General features: G+C 75.6%; 17 protein-coding genes. 10 read left to right on the top strand and 7 right to left on the bottom strand.

Annotation, left to right across the window (positions count from 1 at the left end):
- Positions 1–68 precede the first annotated feature (68 nt).
- From ASG36_RS02020 to ASG36_RS02005, 4 genes are read left to right on the top strand one after another with little or no spacing between them, the layout of a single operon-like run.
- The gene (locus tag ASG36_RS02020; RefSeq protein ID WP_055758791.1) at positions 69–770 is read left to right on the top strand and encodes a TetR/AcrR family transcriptional regulator; all 702 of its coding nucleotides are present in this window, start codon (positions 69–71) and stop codon (positions 768–770) included.
- A 44-nt stretch (positions 771–814) separates the two neighbouring features.
- Positions 815–1,963, top strand: a complete 1,149-nt coding sequence (locus tag ASG36_RS02015) for an N-acetylglucosamine-6-phosphate deacetylase (RefSeq protein WP_055758788.1) — start codon at positions 815–817, stop codon at positions 1,961–1,963.
- Between the two features lie 2 nt (positions 1,964–1,965).
- On the top strand, positions 1,966–2,751 hold the full coding sequence (locus ASG36_RS02010) for a glucosamine-6-phosphate deaminase (RefSeq protein WP_055758785.1): 786 nt from the start codon (positions 1,966–1,968) through the stop codon (positions 2,749–2,751).
- Entirely contained in the window at positions 2,748–3,473 is a 726-nt protein-coding gene (locus ASG36_RS02005) for a GntR family transcriptional regulator (RefSeq protein WP_055758782.1), read from the top strand. The genes ASG36_RS02010 and ASG36_RS02005 overlap by 4 nt, the downstream gene beginning before the upstream one ends.
- A gap of 1 nt (position 3,474) precedes the next feature.
- Here the strand turns inward: ASG36_RS02005 and ASG36_RS02000 are convergent, their stop codons facing one another.
- From ASG36_RS02000 to ASG36_RS01970, 7 genes are all read right to left on the bottom strand, one after another.
- The gene (locus tag ASG36_RS02000; RefSeq protein ID WP_055758779.1) at positions 3,475–4,422 is read right to left on the bottom strand and encodes an ROK family protein; all 948 of its coding nucleotides are present in this window, start codon (positions 4,420–4,422) and stop codon (positions 3,475–3,477) included.
- Entirely contained in the window at positions 4,419–5,159 is a 741-nt protein-coding gene (locus tag ASG36_RS01995; RefSeq protein ID WP_055758776.1) for a copper homeostasis protein CutC, read from the bottom strand. Before ASG36_RS01995 ends, ASG36_RS02000 begins: the two co-directional genes overlap by 4 nt.
- On the bottom strand, positions 5,156–6,118 hold the full coding sequence (locus ASG36_RS01990; protein WP_055758773.1) for an asparaginase: 963 nt from the start codon (positions 6,116–6,118) through the stop codon (positions 5,156–5,158). The genes ASG36_RS01995 and ASG36_RS01990 overlap by 4 nt, the downstream gene beginning before the upstream one ends.
- Positions 6,111–6,983, bottom strand: coding sequence for an amino acid ABC transporter permease (locus ASG36_RS01985; protein ID WP_055758769.1), 873 nt, complete (start codon positions 6,981–6,983; stop codon positions 6,111–6,113). The genes ASG36_RS01990 and ASG36_RS01985 overlap by 8 nt, the downstream gene beginning before the upstream one ends.
- Positions 6,980–7,624 (bottom strand): amino acid ABC transporter permease, encoded by a 645-nt coding sequence (locus ASG36_RS01980; RefSeq protein WP_055758766.1) that lies wholly within the window; start codon positions 7,622–7,624, stop codon positions 6,980–6,982. Before ASG36_RS01980 ends, ASG36_RS01985 begins: the two co-directional genes overlap by 4 nt.
- 33 nt (positions 7,625–7,657) lie before the next feature.
- Positions 7,658–8,611: a glutamate ABC transporter substrate-binding protein gene (locus ASG36_RS01975; protein WP_055758763.1), complete on the bottom strand. Its 954-nt coding sequence runs from the start codon at positions 8,609–8,611 to the stop codon at positions 7,658–7,660.
- 73 nt (positions 8,612–8,684) lie between these two features.
- Positions 8,685–9,413: an amino acid ABC transporter ATP-binding protein gene (locus ASG36_RS01970; protein ID WP_055762199.1), complete on the bottom strand. Its 729-nt coding sequence runs from the start codon at positions 9,411–9,413 to the stop codon at positions 8,685–8,687.
- Positions 9,414–9,585: 172 nt separating this feature from the next.
- Here ASG36_RS01970 and ASG36_RS01965 point away from each other — a divergent pair, with 172 nt between their 5' ends.
- From ASG36_RS01965 to ASG36_RS01940, 6 genes are all read left to right on the top strand, one after another.
- Positions 9,586–10,761, top strand: a complete 1,176-nt coding sequence (locus ASG36_RS01965; protein ID WP_055758760.1) for an ROK family transcriptional regulator — start codon at positions 9,586–9,588, stop codon at positions 10,759–10,761.
- Positions 10,762–10,920: 159 nt separating this feature from the next.
- Positions 10,921–11,175, top strand: a complete 255-nt coding sequence (locus ASG36_RS01960; protein WP_055758757.1) for a hypothetical protein — start codon at positions 10,921–10,923, stop codon at positions 11,173–11,175.
- A gap of 413 nt (positions 11,176–11,588) precedes the next feature.
- On the top strand, positions 11,589–12,137 hold the full coding sequence (locus ASG36_RS22140; RefSeq protein WP_055758754.1) for a prepilin peptidase: 549 nt from the start codon (positions 11,589–11,591) through the stop codon (positions 12,135–12,137).
- Positions 12,138–12,366: 229 nt separating this feature from the next.
- A complete protein-coding gene (locus ASG36_RS01950; RefSeq protein WP_055758751.1) occupies positions 12,367–12,564 on the top strand; it encodes a Flp family type IVb pilin in 198 nt (65 codons plus the stop codon).
- 121 nt (positions 12,565–12,685) lie between these two features.
- The gene (locus ASG36_RS01945; RefSeq protein WP_055758749.1) at positions 12,686–13,075 is read left to right on the top strand and encodes a TadE/TadG family type IV pilus assembly protein; all 390 of its coding nucleotides are present in this window, start codon (positions 12,686–12,688) and stop codon (positions 13,073–13,075) included.
- Positions 13,072–14,022, top strand: coding sequence for a pilus assembly protein TadG-related protein (locus ASG36_RS01940; protein ID WP_235494479.1), 951 nt, complete (start codon positions 13,072–13,074; stop codon positions 14,020–14,022). The genes ASG36_RS01945 and ASG36_RS01940 overlap by 4 nt, the downstream gene beginning before the upstream one ends.
- Positions 14,023–14,029 lie beyond the last annotated feature (7 nt).

Genomic DNA, 14,029 nt, shown 5'->3' with positions numbered 1-14,029 from the left:
TATCGCTGGTACCTCGTTGGTGTTATCGACGATAACCACGATGTCGGACCGGCGCTATCGTCGGCGGCATGACAGCGGCGACCACGACCCGGGCGGCGATCGTCGAGGCGGCAGCGCGCCTGCTGCACGAGGCCGGACCGGACGCGGTGACCACCCGGGGGGTCGCCGAGTCGGCCGGGGTGCAGGCCCCCGCGATCTACCGGCTCTTCGGGGACAAGGACGGGCTGCTGGAGGCGGTGGCCGAGCACGTGCTCGCCGGACACGTCGCGAGCAAGGCGGCGGTCGTCCGGGCGGCCACCGACGAGGGCGTCGACCCGGTCGAGGACCTGCGGGCCGGCTGGCGGGCGCAGGTCGAGTTCGGCCTGGCCCACCCCGGGGTCTTCGCGTTGCTGAGCGACCCGGGCCGGGCACCCCGCTCGGCGGCGGCCCGCGCGGGGCGGGAGGTCCTCGCCGCCCGGGTGCACCGGGTGGCCCTCGCCGGCCGGTTGCGCGTCGGCGAGCACCGGGCCGCCGAGCTCGTGCACGCCGCCGGCACGGGGCTGGTGCTGTCGCTGCTCGCCACCCTGCCGGCGGATCGGGACCCCGCGCTCGTCGACACCATGATCGAGGCGGTGCTGGCCCGGGTCGTCGTCGCCGGCCCCGCCGCGGACGGCGACGGAGCGGCCGCTGCGGTGGCGCTGCGGGCCCGGGCCGCCGACCTCGGGGTGCTCACCCCGGCCGAGCAGCGGCTGCTGGTGGAGTGGCTGGACCGGGTGGTCGCGGCGGGCTGAGCGGTCTGGTCTACTGGTCATGACCGGTCAGACCAGGAGGTGCCGTGCCGACCACCCTGCGCGGACGCCTCGTCTCCGGCGGCACGACCACCGACGACGCGGTGCTGGTCCTGGACGGCGACCGGGTCACCGCCGTCCTCCCCGCGGCCGACCACCCCGACCCGCCCCCGCCGACCGGCCACCTCCTGCTGCCGGGCCTGGTCGACGTGCACTGCCACGGCGGCGCCGGCGGCTCGTTCCCCGACAGCGACGAGGCCGGCGTCCGGCGCGCAGCGGCCCACCACCGGTCCCGGGGGACGACGACGCTCGTCGCCTCCCTGGTCTCCGCGACACCCACCGTGCTGCGGGACCGGCTGGCACTGCTGGCCCCCGTGGTCGGCGACGTGCTGGCCGGCGTGCACCTGGAGGGGCCGTACCTCTCCGCCGCCCGGTGCGGTGCGCAGGACCCCGCGGCCCTGCGCCCGGGGGACCCGGCAGAGCTCGAGACGCTGCTGTCGACCGGGGCCGTCGTGTCGGTGACGTTCGCCCCGGAGACCGACCACGCCGCCGAGCTGCTGGCCGTCTGCCGGGCGCACGGGGTGCTCCCCAGCCTCGGGCACACCGACGCCGACGCGGCCACCACCGCCGCGGTCGTCCGGGCCGCCGGGCCTCCGGTGAGCGCCACGCACCTGTTCAACGGCATGCCCCCGCTGCTGTCCCGGGCCCCCGGTCCGGTGGCCACCTGCCTGGCCGCGGCCGCCCGGGGCGAGCTCGTGGTCGAGCTCGTCGCCGACGGCGTGCACCTCGCCCCCGAGACGGTCGCGACGGTGTTCGACCTGGTGGGCCCGGACGCGGTCGCACTGGTCTCCGACGCCATGGCGGCCGCCGGGGAGCCCGACGGCGCCTACCGCCTCGGCGCCCTGGACGTGACCGTCCGGGAGGGGGTCGCCCGGCTCGCGCACGACCCGACCGCGATCGCCGGGGGCACCGCGACGCTGTCGGACGTGCTGCGCCGCACGGTCCGCGACGCCGGCGTCGACCTCGCCGCCGCGGTCACCGCGGCCACCCGCACCCCCGCCTGGCTCCTCGGCCTGGACGCCGAGGTCGGCGAGCTGACCCCGGGCCGGCGCGCCGACGTGCTGGTCACCACCCCCGACCTGGTCCCCGTCGCGGTCTACGCCGCCGGGGTCCGGGTGCACCGAGAGGAGAACTGACCGTGGAGGTCGTCGTCCTGCCCACCCCCGAGGACTGCGGACGGGTGGTCGCCGACGTGGTGACCGCCGCCGTCGAGGGCGCCCCCGGCGAGGTGATTATCGGCCTGGCCACCGGCTCCTCGCCGTTGCTGGCCTACCGCGAGCTCGTCGCCCGGCACGCGGCCGGGCTCCGCTTCGACGCCGTCACCGCCGTCCTGCTCGACGAGTACGTCGGCCTGCCCGCCGGGCACCCGGAGTCCTACCGCGAGGTCATCCGGCGCGAACTCACCGACGCCCTGGGCATGGACCCGGCGCGGGTGCACGGGCCCGACGGGTCGGCCGCGGACCCGCTGCAGGCCGCCGGCGACTACGAGGCGCTGGTCACCGGGTTGCGGCCGGTCGCCGTCCAGGTGCTGGGCATCGGGGCCAACGGGCACGTCGGGTTCAACGAGCCGGGCTCCTCGCTGGCCAGCCGCACCCGGGTCAAGACGCTCACCGAGCAGACCCGCCGGGACAACGCCCGGTTCTTCGGCGGGGACGTCGACGCCGTCCCGCGGCACGTGCTGACCCAGGGGCTGGGCACGATCTCCGCGGCCGAGCACCTCGTGCTCGTGGCCACCGGCGAGGCCAAGGCCGCCGCCGTCGCGGGCGCGGCCGAGGGACCGGTGACGACGTCCTGCCCGGGGTCGGTGCTGCAGCTGCACCCGCACGTCACCCTGGTCGTCGACGAGGCCGCCGCCGGGCGCCTGCAGCGCGCGGACTACGCCCGGTACGTCCTGACGCACAAGCTGGTCGGGCAGGGCTGGTGACCGACCCCCTCACCCGGGGTCCGCAGGCACTGCACGAGCAGCTGCGGGACCGGTTGCTGGCATCGGCCCGGGGCCTGCCTCCCGGCGCCGCGCTGCCCAGCGAACGGCAGCTGTGCGAGGTGCACGGGGTCAGCCGGATCACGGTGCGCGAGGCCGTGGGTCAGCTCGTCGCCGACGGGGTGCTGGTGCGGGTGCCCGGGTCGGGCACCTTCGTGGCCGAGCGGCCCGCCCGTTCCCGGCTCCACCTGGCCTCCTTCGCCGAGGACATGCGACGGATGGGCCTGCAGCCCTCCACGGTGGTGCTCGAGGTGGCCTCGGCCGTGCCGCCCCCGCCGACCCGGGCCGCGCTGGCCCTGCGTGAGGACGAACCGGCCTGGCACGTCCGCCGGCTCCGGCTGGCCGACGGCGAGCCCATGTCGGTCGACGACGGCTGGTGGTCGGCGACCGTGGCCCCCGACCTGGACGCCCACGACCTCACCGGCTCGCTGTACACCCTGCTCACCGACGCGTACGGGGCCACCGTCGACCGGGCCGAGCAGTCCGTGCGCGCCGCCGAGGCCGACCCCGGGACGGCGACCCTGCTCGGCCTGGCGCCCGGACGGGCGGTGCTGTCCTTCGACCGCGTCGGCCGCGCGGGCGGGCGGCCGGTGGAGCACACCCGGTCGGTCTACCGCGGCGACCGCTACGAGGTGGCGACGACCCTGGAGCTGGGGCGCGACTGACTCACCGGGCCGGGACGGCCCGCCAGCCCGCCAGGTCGGCGGACCGGCCGACGTGGGTCATCGCCATCGCGGCGGCGCCCAGCGACCCGGCCAGCGACCCGAGCCGGGTCAGGTGCACCGGAGGCGCCGGGCGCCAGGTCAGCCCGGCCGCCAACCCGGCCCGGACCGGGTCGAGCAGGTCGGCGGCGGCCGCGGTCAGCCCACCACCGAGGACGACGACGGAGGGGTCCAGGAGCAGGGTGGCGGTCACCAGGGCGTCGGCCAGCGCGGACGTCGCGTCGGCCCACACCTCCCGGGCCACCGGGTCCTCGTCCAGCCGCCCGACCACACCGGCGGCGGACCGGGCCTGCCCGGCGCGGGCCTCGTAGCGGCGGGCCACCCCGGCGCCGGAGGCGTAGACCTCCAGGCAGCCGCGCTGCCCGCAGGGGCAGGGCTCCCCGCCGGGCCGGACCGGGGCGTGCCCGATCTCGCCAGCCGCCCCGGTGCCCCCGGCCAGGGGGCGCCCACCGCTCACCAGCGCCGCGGCGATCCCGGTGCCGATGGTCACCAGGAGCACGTCGTCGACTCCGTGCGCGGCGCCCAGCAGCTGCTCGGCCAGACCCGCGGCCCGCACGTCGTGGCCGGTGGTGACCGGGACGCCGGCCCGGGCCTGCAGGGCCGCGCGCAGCGGCAGGTCCCGCCAGCCCAGGTTGGAGGCGTACCGGACGGTGCCGGTGGCCTCCTCGATGAGCCCGGGGGTCACCACCCCGGCACCGACCACGGTGAGCCCGTGGCCGGCGGCGAGGACGGTGAGCCGGTCGAGCTCGGCGACCAGCCCGTCGACCGGGTCGGCCGCGGGGACGGTGGCCCGGCGCTCCTCGTGCACCACCCGGCCGTCGGTGGCGACGAGCAGGGCCTTGGTGGTGGTCCCCCCGACGTCCAGGCCGAGCACGGCGGACCCGTCGCTCACCCCGCCCGCCGTCCGCGCAGGGCCGCGACGACCGCGGCCACCTCGTCGGTGGAGGTGATCGTGCGGGTGCCGGTGTCGTAGACGACCGGGGTGGCGCTGCGGTGGCCGGGGGAGCGGACGGTCCGGGCGGCGCGCAGGTGCACCGCGGGGACGCCGGTGTCCGCCACCAGCCGGGCGACGTGGTCGGCCCGCACGCCCCCGCCGGCCATGACCTCGATCCGCCCGGCGGCCTGCTCCACGAGCGCCCGGAGGGTGGCTGTGCCCTCCTGCGCCGTGGTGGCACCGCCGGAGGTGAGCACCCGGGCGACCCCGGCGGCGACCAGGTCCTCCAGGGCCGCCGGCTGGTCGGCCAGGGTGTCGAAGGCGCGGTGGAAGGTGACCGGTGCGCTGCCGGCGGCGGCGACCACCGCGTCCAGTGCCGCCCGGTCGACCCACCCGCCGGGGCTCAACGGGCCGACCGTGACCCCCACGACCGGCAGGGTGCGACGGGCGGCGGCCACGTCGGCGCAGACGACGTCCAGCTCGACGGGGGAGTGCACGAAGTCCCCGCCCCGCGGGCGCACCAGCACGGTCACCGACAGCGCCGGTGCCCGGCTCGCCAGCGCGGCCAGCGTGCCGGCGCTCGGGGTCACGCCCCCCTCGCCGAGGGCCGCGCAGAGCTCGACCCGGTCGGCCCCGGCCGAGGCCGCGGCCAGCGCGCCCTCGACGTCGTCGACGCAGATCTCGACGGCGGTCACCGGCCGACCACCGCGGCCCCGGGTCGGACCTCGCCCACGGGCACGCCGCCGCCGAGCACGGGCACGGTCTCCAGGTCGGCCACCGGGGAGGTGTCGACCCCGAGCCCCCGGAGCACGGCCAGCGCGACGACGGTGGTGGCCCGCGGGCTCCCGTCGACCACCTTCATCGCCACGGCCCGACCGTCGGGACCGGCGACCCCGATGACGCCCTCGGCGCCGCCCTTGGCGACCACCCCGGGCAGCTCGGCCATCAGCCGGCTGTTGACGTGCCCGCGCCCGCCGACGAACTCCGGGTGGGTCCGCATCGCCGTGGCGACCCGGGCGGCCGGGCCGTCGGCGGCCAGCGCCAGGGACCGGAAGGCGGTGGCCAGGCCGCGCACCGTCGTCCCGAAGAGGGCGGCGCCGCAGCCGTCGACGGCGGTGTGCCCGACCGGCCGACCGGTCTCCCGGGCGACGACGTCGTGCACCAGCCGCTGCAGCGGGTGGTCGGCCTGCAGGTGGCCCTCGGTGGGCCAGCCGGCGACCGCGCAGGCCAGCAGCATCGCCGCGTGCTTGCCCGAGCAGTTCATCCGCACCCGGGAGGGGCCCTCGCCGGCCCGGAGCAGTCGCAGGCGGGTCTCCTCGTCCTCGGGCAGGTCCGGCGGGCAGCGCAGCGCGGACTCGTCCAGCCCGGCCTCCGCCAGCACGGCCCGGACGACGTCGACGTGCCGGTCCTCGCCGGTGTGCGACCCGGCCGCGATCGCGAGGGCCGGGCCGGCCAGCGGGGCGCCGGCCTCCAGGCAGGCCAGCGCCTGCAGCGGCTTCGTCGTCGACCGCGGCAGGACGACGGCATCGGGGTCGCCCAGCTCCAGGGCGACGGACCCGTCGGCGGCCAGGGCCACCAGGGAGCCCAGGTGCCGGCTCTCGACCAGACCGGAGCGGACGACGACGGCGAGCTCGGCGAGCACGGGGTCAGACACGGGGGGCCTCCACGGCGGGTGCGCCCGGCTGGGCGGGGGTGGCGGGGGCGATCGGGGCGGCCGTCCTCGTCGTCCGGCGCCTCAGGCGGGAGGCCAGCGCGGAGAGCAGGCCGTTCACCACGAGGTAGACGAGCGTGACGACGAGGAACGTCTGGATGAGCAATCGGTTGTAGGCGCTGAGCACCTGCGCCCGGTACAGCAGCTCGGTGAAGGCGACGACGTAGCCCAGCGAGGTGTCCTTGAGCAGGCTGACCAGCTGGACGACCAGCGACGGGGTGACCGCGCGCAGCGCCTGCGGCAGCACCACCGCGCGCATCACCTGCAGCCGCCGCATGCCCAGGGAGTACCCGGCCTCGGTCTGTCCGCGGGGCAGGCTGAGCACCCCGGCCCGGACGATCTCGGCGAAGGCGGCCGCGTTGGCGATCGTCAGCGGGACGACGAGCTTCCACAGCACCGGCAGGTTGATCCCGTAGGCGGGCAGGCCGAAGAGCATGAGGTAGATCAGCAGCAGCACCGGCAGGGTGCGGAACACCTCGATGAACCCGGTGCACAGCCAGCGCAGCGGCCGGATCGGGCTGAGCCGGCCCAGGGCCAGCAGCACGCCCAGCGCACCGCCCAGGACGGCGACGACCGCCGCCGCGAGCAGGGTGCCGCGGAGCCCGACGAGCAGGTACTCCCAGATGGGCCAGGACAGGAACGGCGTCCAGCGGTCGGCGTCCAGCTGCCCGCGGGAGGCGAACTGACGGAGCATCAGCGCCACGACCCCGGCGAACACCAGCACGCTGACCACGGAGGCGATGCGGATCCGGCGGCGGCCGCGCGGACCGGGCTCGTCGTAGAGGTGGGCGGTCTCGGGCTGCCTCATCGGCGGATCGCCACCCTCTTCTCGATGCGGCCGGCGCCCAGCCCGATCACCAGCGCCAGGGCCATGTAGACCAGCCCGGCCGCGCCGAAGATCGGGATCGGCTGGGCCTGGACCAGGTTGACCTTGTTGGTCGCGCTGGTCAGCTCCACGACCCCGACGGTCGCGGTCAGCGCGGTGTTCATCAGCAGCGCGATGAGCACGTTGCCCAGGGGCTGGACGACGGTCCGCGCGGCCTGGGGGACGACGACGAGCCGCAGGGTCTGGGCGAGCGTGAAGCCCAGTGCGCGGGCGGCCTCGACCTGCCCGCGCGACACGGTGTTGATGCCGCTGCGCAGCGCCTCGGCGACGTAGGCGGCCTCGTAGACGGTGAGCACGACGATCGCCGTGGTCACCAGCGGGGCGATCAGCCCGGCATCGGGCAGGGCGAAGACGGCGAGCAGCAGCAGCGCCAGCAGGGGGACGTTGACCAGCACCTGGACGTACCCGAACGCCGCGGCGCGCAGGACGGGGACCGGGCTGACCCGGGCCACCGTCACCAGGGTGCCGAGCACGAGGGCACCCACGGCGGAGGTGACCAGGACGAACACGGTGGTGCCCAGGCCCGAGAGGAGCTGGGGCCAGGCGTCGACGAGGGCGCTCAACGGATCCTCCTGCCGGCGCTGCTGCTGATCAGGTCAGGAACCCGGGACGGAGCCGATGGCCGGCGGCTCGGGCGTGCTGCCGTCACCGACCGTGCCGAGGGTGGCGTCGAAGACCGCGGCCCAGGAGCCGTCGGCGTAGATCTGCTCGAGCCAGTCGTTGACGAAGTCCTTGAAGTCCGGGTCGTTGGGCGGCAGGCCGATGCCGTAGGCCTCCTCGGTGAACGGCTGGCCGACCACCTTGATCCCGTCGTTGGACTCCGCGTCGGCGGCCAGCAGGGTGTAGTCCTGCACGTAGGCGTCGCCGCGGCCCTGGGTGAGGGCCTGCACGCACTGCGGGTCCGTGGCGAAGCTGACCACCTCGGCCGTGGGCTGCTGCTCGGGCACCGCGGTGACGGCGGGGGTGTTCGCCCCGACGATGACGGTGCGGCCACCCAGGTCGTCGATCCCGGCGATGTCCTCGTTGTCCGCCGCGACGGCGACGGCCAGGCCGGAGACGAAGTACGGGCCGGCGAAGGAGATCTGCTCGGCCCGCTCCTCGGTGATCGTGTAGGTGTTGAAGACGACGTCGACGGTGCCGTTGGTCAGCAGCGCCTCGCGGGTCTCCGACGCCGGGGGCACGACCTCGATGTTCGGCTCGCCGATGATGTAGATCGCCAGCATCTTGGCCAGGTCGATGTCGAAGCCCTGGATGTCGTCGGGGTTGCTCGGGTCCTGCTGGCTCAGCAGCGGGGCGTCCAGGGCGGCGGCGACGCGCAGCACGCCGCGCTCGCGGATCGCGGCCATCGTGGAGTCCGACAGCAGGGCCGCGGCCTCGGCGACGGGCGCGTTGTCGTAGACCTCCTGCAGGGCGTCGTCCCCGCCGCCGCCGGCGGAGGGCGGCACCGCGGAGGAGCCCGAGTCGGAGCCCCCGCAGGCGCCCAGCGCGAGGGACGCGACCAGCGCGAGGGATGCGGCGATCGTGGAGCGTCGCCGGAGGGTGCGGCTCATTCCTTGCCTTTCGACGGACCCGCCGGGGCGGGGGAGGACCGGCGCCGCGGACTCGCGCGCCGGAGCTGAGGGGTCAGTGCGTGAGGACCGCGGACAGGAAGCTGCGGGTGCGCTCGCTGCCGCCGCCGGCGAAGAACTCCTCGGGCGGGGCGACCTCGACGATGCGCCCGGCGTCCATGAAGACCACCCGGTCGGCCGCCCGGCGGGCGAAGCCCATCTCGTGGGTGACCACGACCATCGTCATGCCCTCGTCGGCCAGCGCGGTCATCACGGCCAGGACCTCGGCGACCATCTCGGGGTCCAGCGCGGAGGTGGGCTCGTCGAAGAGCATCACCTTGGGCTGCATGGCCAGGGCGCGGGCGATGGCCGCCCGCTGCTGCTGGCCGCCGGAGAGCTGGGCGGGGACGTGGCCGGCCTTGTCGGCGATGCCGACCCGCTCCAGCAGGGCCATCGCCTCCCGGCGGGCCTGCGCCCTGGGGGTCTTGCGCACCATCCCCGGCGCCAGGCAGACGTTCTCCAGCACGGTCTTGTGGGCGAAGAGGTCGAAGGACTGGAAGACCATCCCGACGTCGGCGCGCAGCCGGGCGAGCGCGGCGCCCTCCGCGGGCACGAGGACGCCGTCCACGCGCACCTCACCGGAGTCGACGGGCTCCAGCCGGTTGATCGTGCGACACAGGGTGGACTTGCCCGAACCCGAGGGGCCGATGACGACGACCACCTCCCCGGCGGCGACGTCGAGGTCGACGTCGCGCAGCACGTGCAGGGCACCGAAGTGCTTCTGGACGCCGCGCAGGCTGACCATCGGGGTGGCGCTGGGCGCGGTACCGGACACGGCTGACTCCTCCGGGGCAGGGGCGGGGTGTGACGCCGCGAACAGTAAGCACCCGGGGGTTGCACGCAAAAGACCCAGGAGTTAATCCAGAAAGGTTTTAACGGGCGGGACATTCGAGCCGATCGCGTGCTCTACTGCCGTCGTGCCTCCCGCCTCCCTCGCCCGCCCGGGGTCGCCGACGTCGCTGGTCTCCCTGGTCCGCCGTGGCCGGGCGTCCTCGCGCGCCGAGCTGTCCCGGCTGACGGGGGCGTCCCCGACCACGGTGGCGGGCCGGGTCGACGAGCTGCTGGGTGCGGGGGTCCTCGCCGAGGTCGCCGGGCCGGTGACCGGCAGCGGCCGCCCACCACGACGGCTGGCCCTGCGGCCCGGGCTGGGGGTGGTCGGGGCGGTCGGTCTCGGGGAGCAGCACGCCGACTGCGCGGTGCTCGACGTGACCGGCGGGTTGCTGGGGGAGCGCCGGGTGCCGGTCCGGGTCGGCGACGGGCCCGACGTCGTCCTGGCCACCGTGTCGGGGGTGCTGGGCGAGCTGCTCGCCGACCAGGGCCCCGCGGCGGGTCCGCTGCTGGGCCTGGGCCTGGGGGTCCCCGGGCCGGTCGCCTTCCCCGGTGGCGTGGTCACCTCCCCGGCCCGGATGCCCGGGTGGAACGGTGCCGACGTCGCCGCGGTCGCCCGGCCGCACCTGCCCGCGGGCACGGTGGTGGTGGTCGACAACGACGCCAACCTGATGGCCCTGGGCGAGCACGCCACCGACCCGACGGCCGAGCACCTGGTGCTGGTCAAGGCCGGGTCGGGGATCGGCTGCGGGATCGTGGTGGACGGCGCCCTGCAACGCGGGGCCCGCGGGTTCGCCGGGGACATCAGCCACGTGACCGTGCCCGACGCGGAGCCGGTGGCCTGCTCCTGCGGGCGGGTGGGCTGCCTGGACGCGGTGGCCAGCGGGGCCGCGCTGGCCCAGCGGCTGCGCGACGAGGGGGTGACCGTCGCCGGGGTCGACGACCTGCTCGACCTGGCGCGGGACGCCCACCCGCAGACCACCCGGCTGCTGCGCGAGGCCGGCGGCCGCACCGGCACCGTGCTGGCCACCATCGTCAACCTGGTCAACCCCGACCGCCTGGTGCTCGCCGGCTGGCTGAGCCAGGCCGAGGCCTTCGTCGCCGGCGTCCGCTCGGCGGTGTACGCGCAGAGCCCCCCGCTGGTCACCGACGGCCTGGAGGTGCGGGTCAGCCAGGCCGGCCCGCGCGCCGGCCTGCTGGGCGCGGCCCACTCCGCCCTGGACGCCGTCTTCGCCGACCTGCCCCGGCTCACCTCCTCCCGCTGACCCACGGGCCGTCGGGGGGCGCGCAGCAGCTCGGGTCGACCCACGTCGTCGTCGGCCGGCACGCGCCCTGGCGCGGGTCGAGCGACGGCGGCGCGGTCGACCTCCGTCGGCGGCGACCTCTGGACGGCGGCGCGGCCGCCGAACCGGCAGGGTCGGGGGATGAGCGACTACTGGACCGGCCGCGAGACCACGCCGGTGACCCTGTCCGGCGGCGTCGGCGGAGAGACGGCCGAGCAGCTGACCGGGCCGTGGCACGCGGTCGAACCGGGCGGTGCCGACCTGTCCCCGACCACCTCGCTGTGCAACGTCGCCGTGCGGGTGTGGGGCGAGCAGTCCTTCGACACCGGCGCCGACCAGGCCTGCCCCACCTGCATGGAGCGGGCCTCGAGCCAGCGCCGGGGCTCATCGCGGTAGGTGCCGAAGGACCACCGGGGGGCGTCCGCGGCGTCGCGCGCCGTGCATGACGCCGCCTCTGGGCGGCCATCCTGGGCCAGACCCGGGGTGCCGGAGCTGTCCTGCCGGGTGCCCGGCCGCGCCGTCTCGTACGGATCGGCGCTCGGTGGCCAGCCAGCGGCCGGGGGACAGTCCGCCGCGGCAGGCCACCCTCCTCGACACGGTCGCGAGCGCCTCGGAGTCGGCCACCGTGCGTGTCAGAGTGGCCCGGTGGCCCCCCGGAGCTGCCCGGACGCCGGGTGACAGCCCTGCTCGTGGGGGTCTGCGCCGTCCTCGGCGGGGCGGTCGGAACAGGCCTCCACCGTGCCCTGGAGCACCGCTGGCCCCGTCCGGCCACTCCCGCGGGTGAACCGGCCACGCGCAGTCACCGGTCTGTGGGCGCCCTGTACGTGGCCGCAGCGACCGCTGTGCTGTTCGGCCTGACGGCGCTGTGGACCGGTCCGCGGACGGACCTGCCGGCGTTCCTGGTGCTCGCTGCAGCGGCCGTCCTGCTGGTCCTGGTCGACGTCCGGCACCACCTGCTGCCGAACCTGGTCATCGGGCCCACGTTCCTGGCCGGAGCGGCGTTCCTGCTGCTCAGCGCGGTGATCGACGGGTCGGGGGCCGATCTCGGCCGGGCGGCCGCGGGGGCCGGGGTGCTGGCTGCCGGCTTCCTGCTGCTGGCACTCCTCAGCCCCTCGGGACTGGGCATGGGCGACGTGAAGCTCGCCGGCCTCCTGGGGCTGTACCTGGGGTGGGTCGGCTGGGGGGCCGTGCTGGCCGGCGCGCTGGCCGCCTTCGTCGTCCAAGCGCTGCTGGCCGTCACCCTCCTGGGGGCCCGTCGGGTGGGGCGGAAGGGCGAGCTGCCCTTCGGTCCGGCACTGATCGTGGGTGCCGGTATCGCCCTCGTCGCAGGGAACGTGCTGGTCAACAGCCCCTCTTAGGGCGGCCTACTGCTCAGATCGAGGGATGGAAACGATCCCGTTCCGAGTGTGATCACGTCACGGTGAGCAACCGGGTCGTTGAACGCTCCACCGGGTGGAGCCGTGCACTCCGGAGGGTGAGACGGGCTCCAGCAGTCGAACCCGGCACCCGACCCTCCTCCTGAACGCCGCGACGGCGGGTCGATCCCGACCCGGTGCCAGGCCGGCCGACACCACTCAGGAGCACGACATGTCCAGCATCTACGCCACCCTCATCGCCCTGACCTCCTTCGTCGAGGACCGCGTGCGTCGCGACGAGAAGGGCGCCACCGCCGTGGAGTACGGCCTGCTCGTGGGGCTGATCGCGGTCGCGATCATCGTCGCCGTGACCTTCCTCGGGGACAGCCTGACCGGCCTGTTCAACAACATCGGGAACGCCCTCCCCTGACTCAACACCACCTCTGAGTCGAGTCGCGGCAGACGGCGCGGCAGCCCACCCGGGCTGCCGCGCCGTCGCTCACCTCGGCACCGACCGACCACGCCAGCCACGAGCAGCAGAGGAGGACGACATGGCCCGAGCACGACTGCAGTCCGAGCGCGGCGCGGCCGCCGTGGAGTTCGCTCTCGTCCTGCCGCTGCTGGTCCTCCTCGTCTTCGGCATCGTCGAGTTCGGCCGGGCCTTCCAGGTCCAGGCCACCCTCGCCCAGGCTGCCCGGGAGGGCGCCCGGGTCATGGCGGTGCAGAACAACGCCACCGCCGCCCGCGCCGCGGTGCAGGCCGCTACCACCTCGCTGTCCACCCCGCTGGCCAGCTCCCAGATCGTCATCACCCCGACCTCCTGCACGACGGCGACCGGCAACGCCACCGTGACCCTGCGGTACCGCCAGGTGTTCATGACCGGCTGGTTCGGCGCCGGCGTGGACCTGACCGGACGGGGGGTCATGCGGTGCAACGGGTGACCCGTCGGCTGCGCAGTCGCCTCGGTGGCGAGCGGGGCGCCGTCTCCGTCGTCGTCGCGCTGCTCATGGTCCCGTTGATCGGCTTCGCCGCCATCGCCGTGGACGTCGCCGCTCTCTACTCCGAGCGGGTCCAGCTGCAGAACGGCGCCGACGCCGCTGCGCTGGCCATCGCCCAGGACTGTGCCCGCGGGGCGTGTGGCGTGCCGGTGAACACCGCTGCCGCGATGACCGCGGCGAACCACGACGCCCAGAACTCGACCCTCGGGACCCCCACGGTGACCATGGGCAACGGCCAGGTCAGCGTCACCAACCGCGGCAGCCAGGACCACTGGTTCGCCCCCGTGCTCGGGTTCGACTCCACCGGGGTCAGCGCCGCGGCCACCGTCCGCTGGGGGGCGCCCGTCTCGGGGACATCCGTCGTGCCGCTGATCTTCAGCACCTGCGAGTTCCGTGCGCAGACCAACGGCGGCCTGCCGTCGTCCACGACGGCGTACACGATCCGGCTGACGAAGTCCTCCGACACCGGGTGTACCGGGCCGTCGGGCAACTACGTCCCCGGCGGCTTCGGCTGGCTGACCACGAACGGCACCGGGTGCCGCGCTGCCACCGCCATCGGCCAGTGGGTGGACTCCGACCCGGGCAACTCACCGTCCAACGGCTGCAGCGCTGCGACCTTCGCGCAGGTGCACGGACAGTCGGTCCTGCTCCCGGTCTTCGAGGACTACCGGGGCCAGGGCAACAACGCCTCCTACCGGGTCTACGGCTACGCGGCCTTCGTCGTCACCGGCTACTACTTCGCCGGCCAGTACTCCTGGAACGCGCCCTGCTCGGGTAACGACCGGTGCGTCCGCGGCTACTTCACCCGCTTTGTCGACCTCGACGACACCTTCACCTACGGCCCCACCGCACCGGACCTCGGTGCCCGGGTCGTCGACCTCATCCGATAGGGACTCC

Origin of the sequence: Geodermatophilus sp. Leaf369, assembly GCF_001424455.1 — a bacterium.
In the GTDB taxonomy this organism is placed as follows: domain Bacteria; phylum Actinomycetota; class Actinomycetes; order Mycobacteriales; family Geodermatophilaceae; genus Klenkia.
This window is presented reverse-complemented; position numbering and strand designations above follow the sequence as displayed.

What these genes read in the sequence shown, in the direction of transcription:
- ASG36_RS02020 (WP_055758791.1), top strand. Translation starts at nt 69, where the DNA reads ATGACAGCGGCGACCACGACCCGGGCGGCGATCGTCGAGGCGGCAGCG.
- ASG36_RS01985 (WP_055758769.1), bottom strand. Translation starts at nt 6,983, where the DNA reads ATGAGGCAGCCCGAGACCGCCCACCTCTACGACGAGCCCGGTCCGCGC.
- ASG36_RS01975 (WP_055758763.1), bottom strand. Translation starts at nt 8,611, where the DNA reads ATGAGCCGCACCCTCCGGCGACGCTCCACGATCGCCGCATCCCTCGCG.
- ASG36_RS01970 (WP_055762199.1), bottom strand. Translation starts at nt 9,413, where the DNA reads ATGGTCAGCCTGCGCGGCGTCCAGAAGCACTTCGGTGCCCTGCACGTG.
- ASG36_RS01960 (WP_055758757.1), top strand. Translation starts at nt 10,921, where the DNA reads ATGAGCGACTACTGGACCGGCCGCGAGACCACGCCGGTGACCCTGTCC.
- ASG36_RS01950 (WP_055758751.1), top strand. Translation starts at nt 12,367, where the DNA reads ATGTCCAGCATCTACGCCACCCTCATCGCCCTGACCTCCTTCGTCGAG.
- ASG36_RS01945 (WP_055758749.1), top strand. Translation starts at nt 12,686, where the DNA reads ATGGCCCGAGCACGACTGCAGTCCGAGCGCGGCGCGGCCGCCGTGGAG.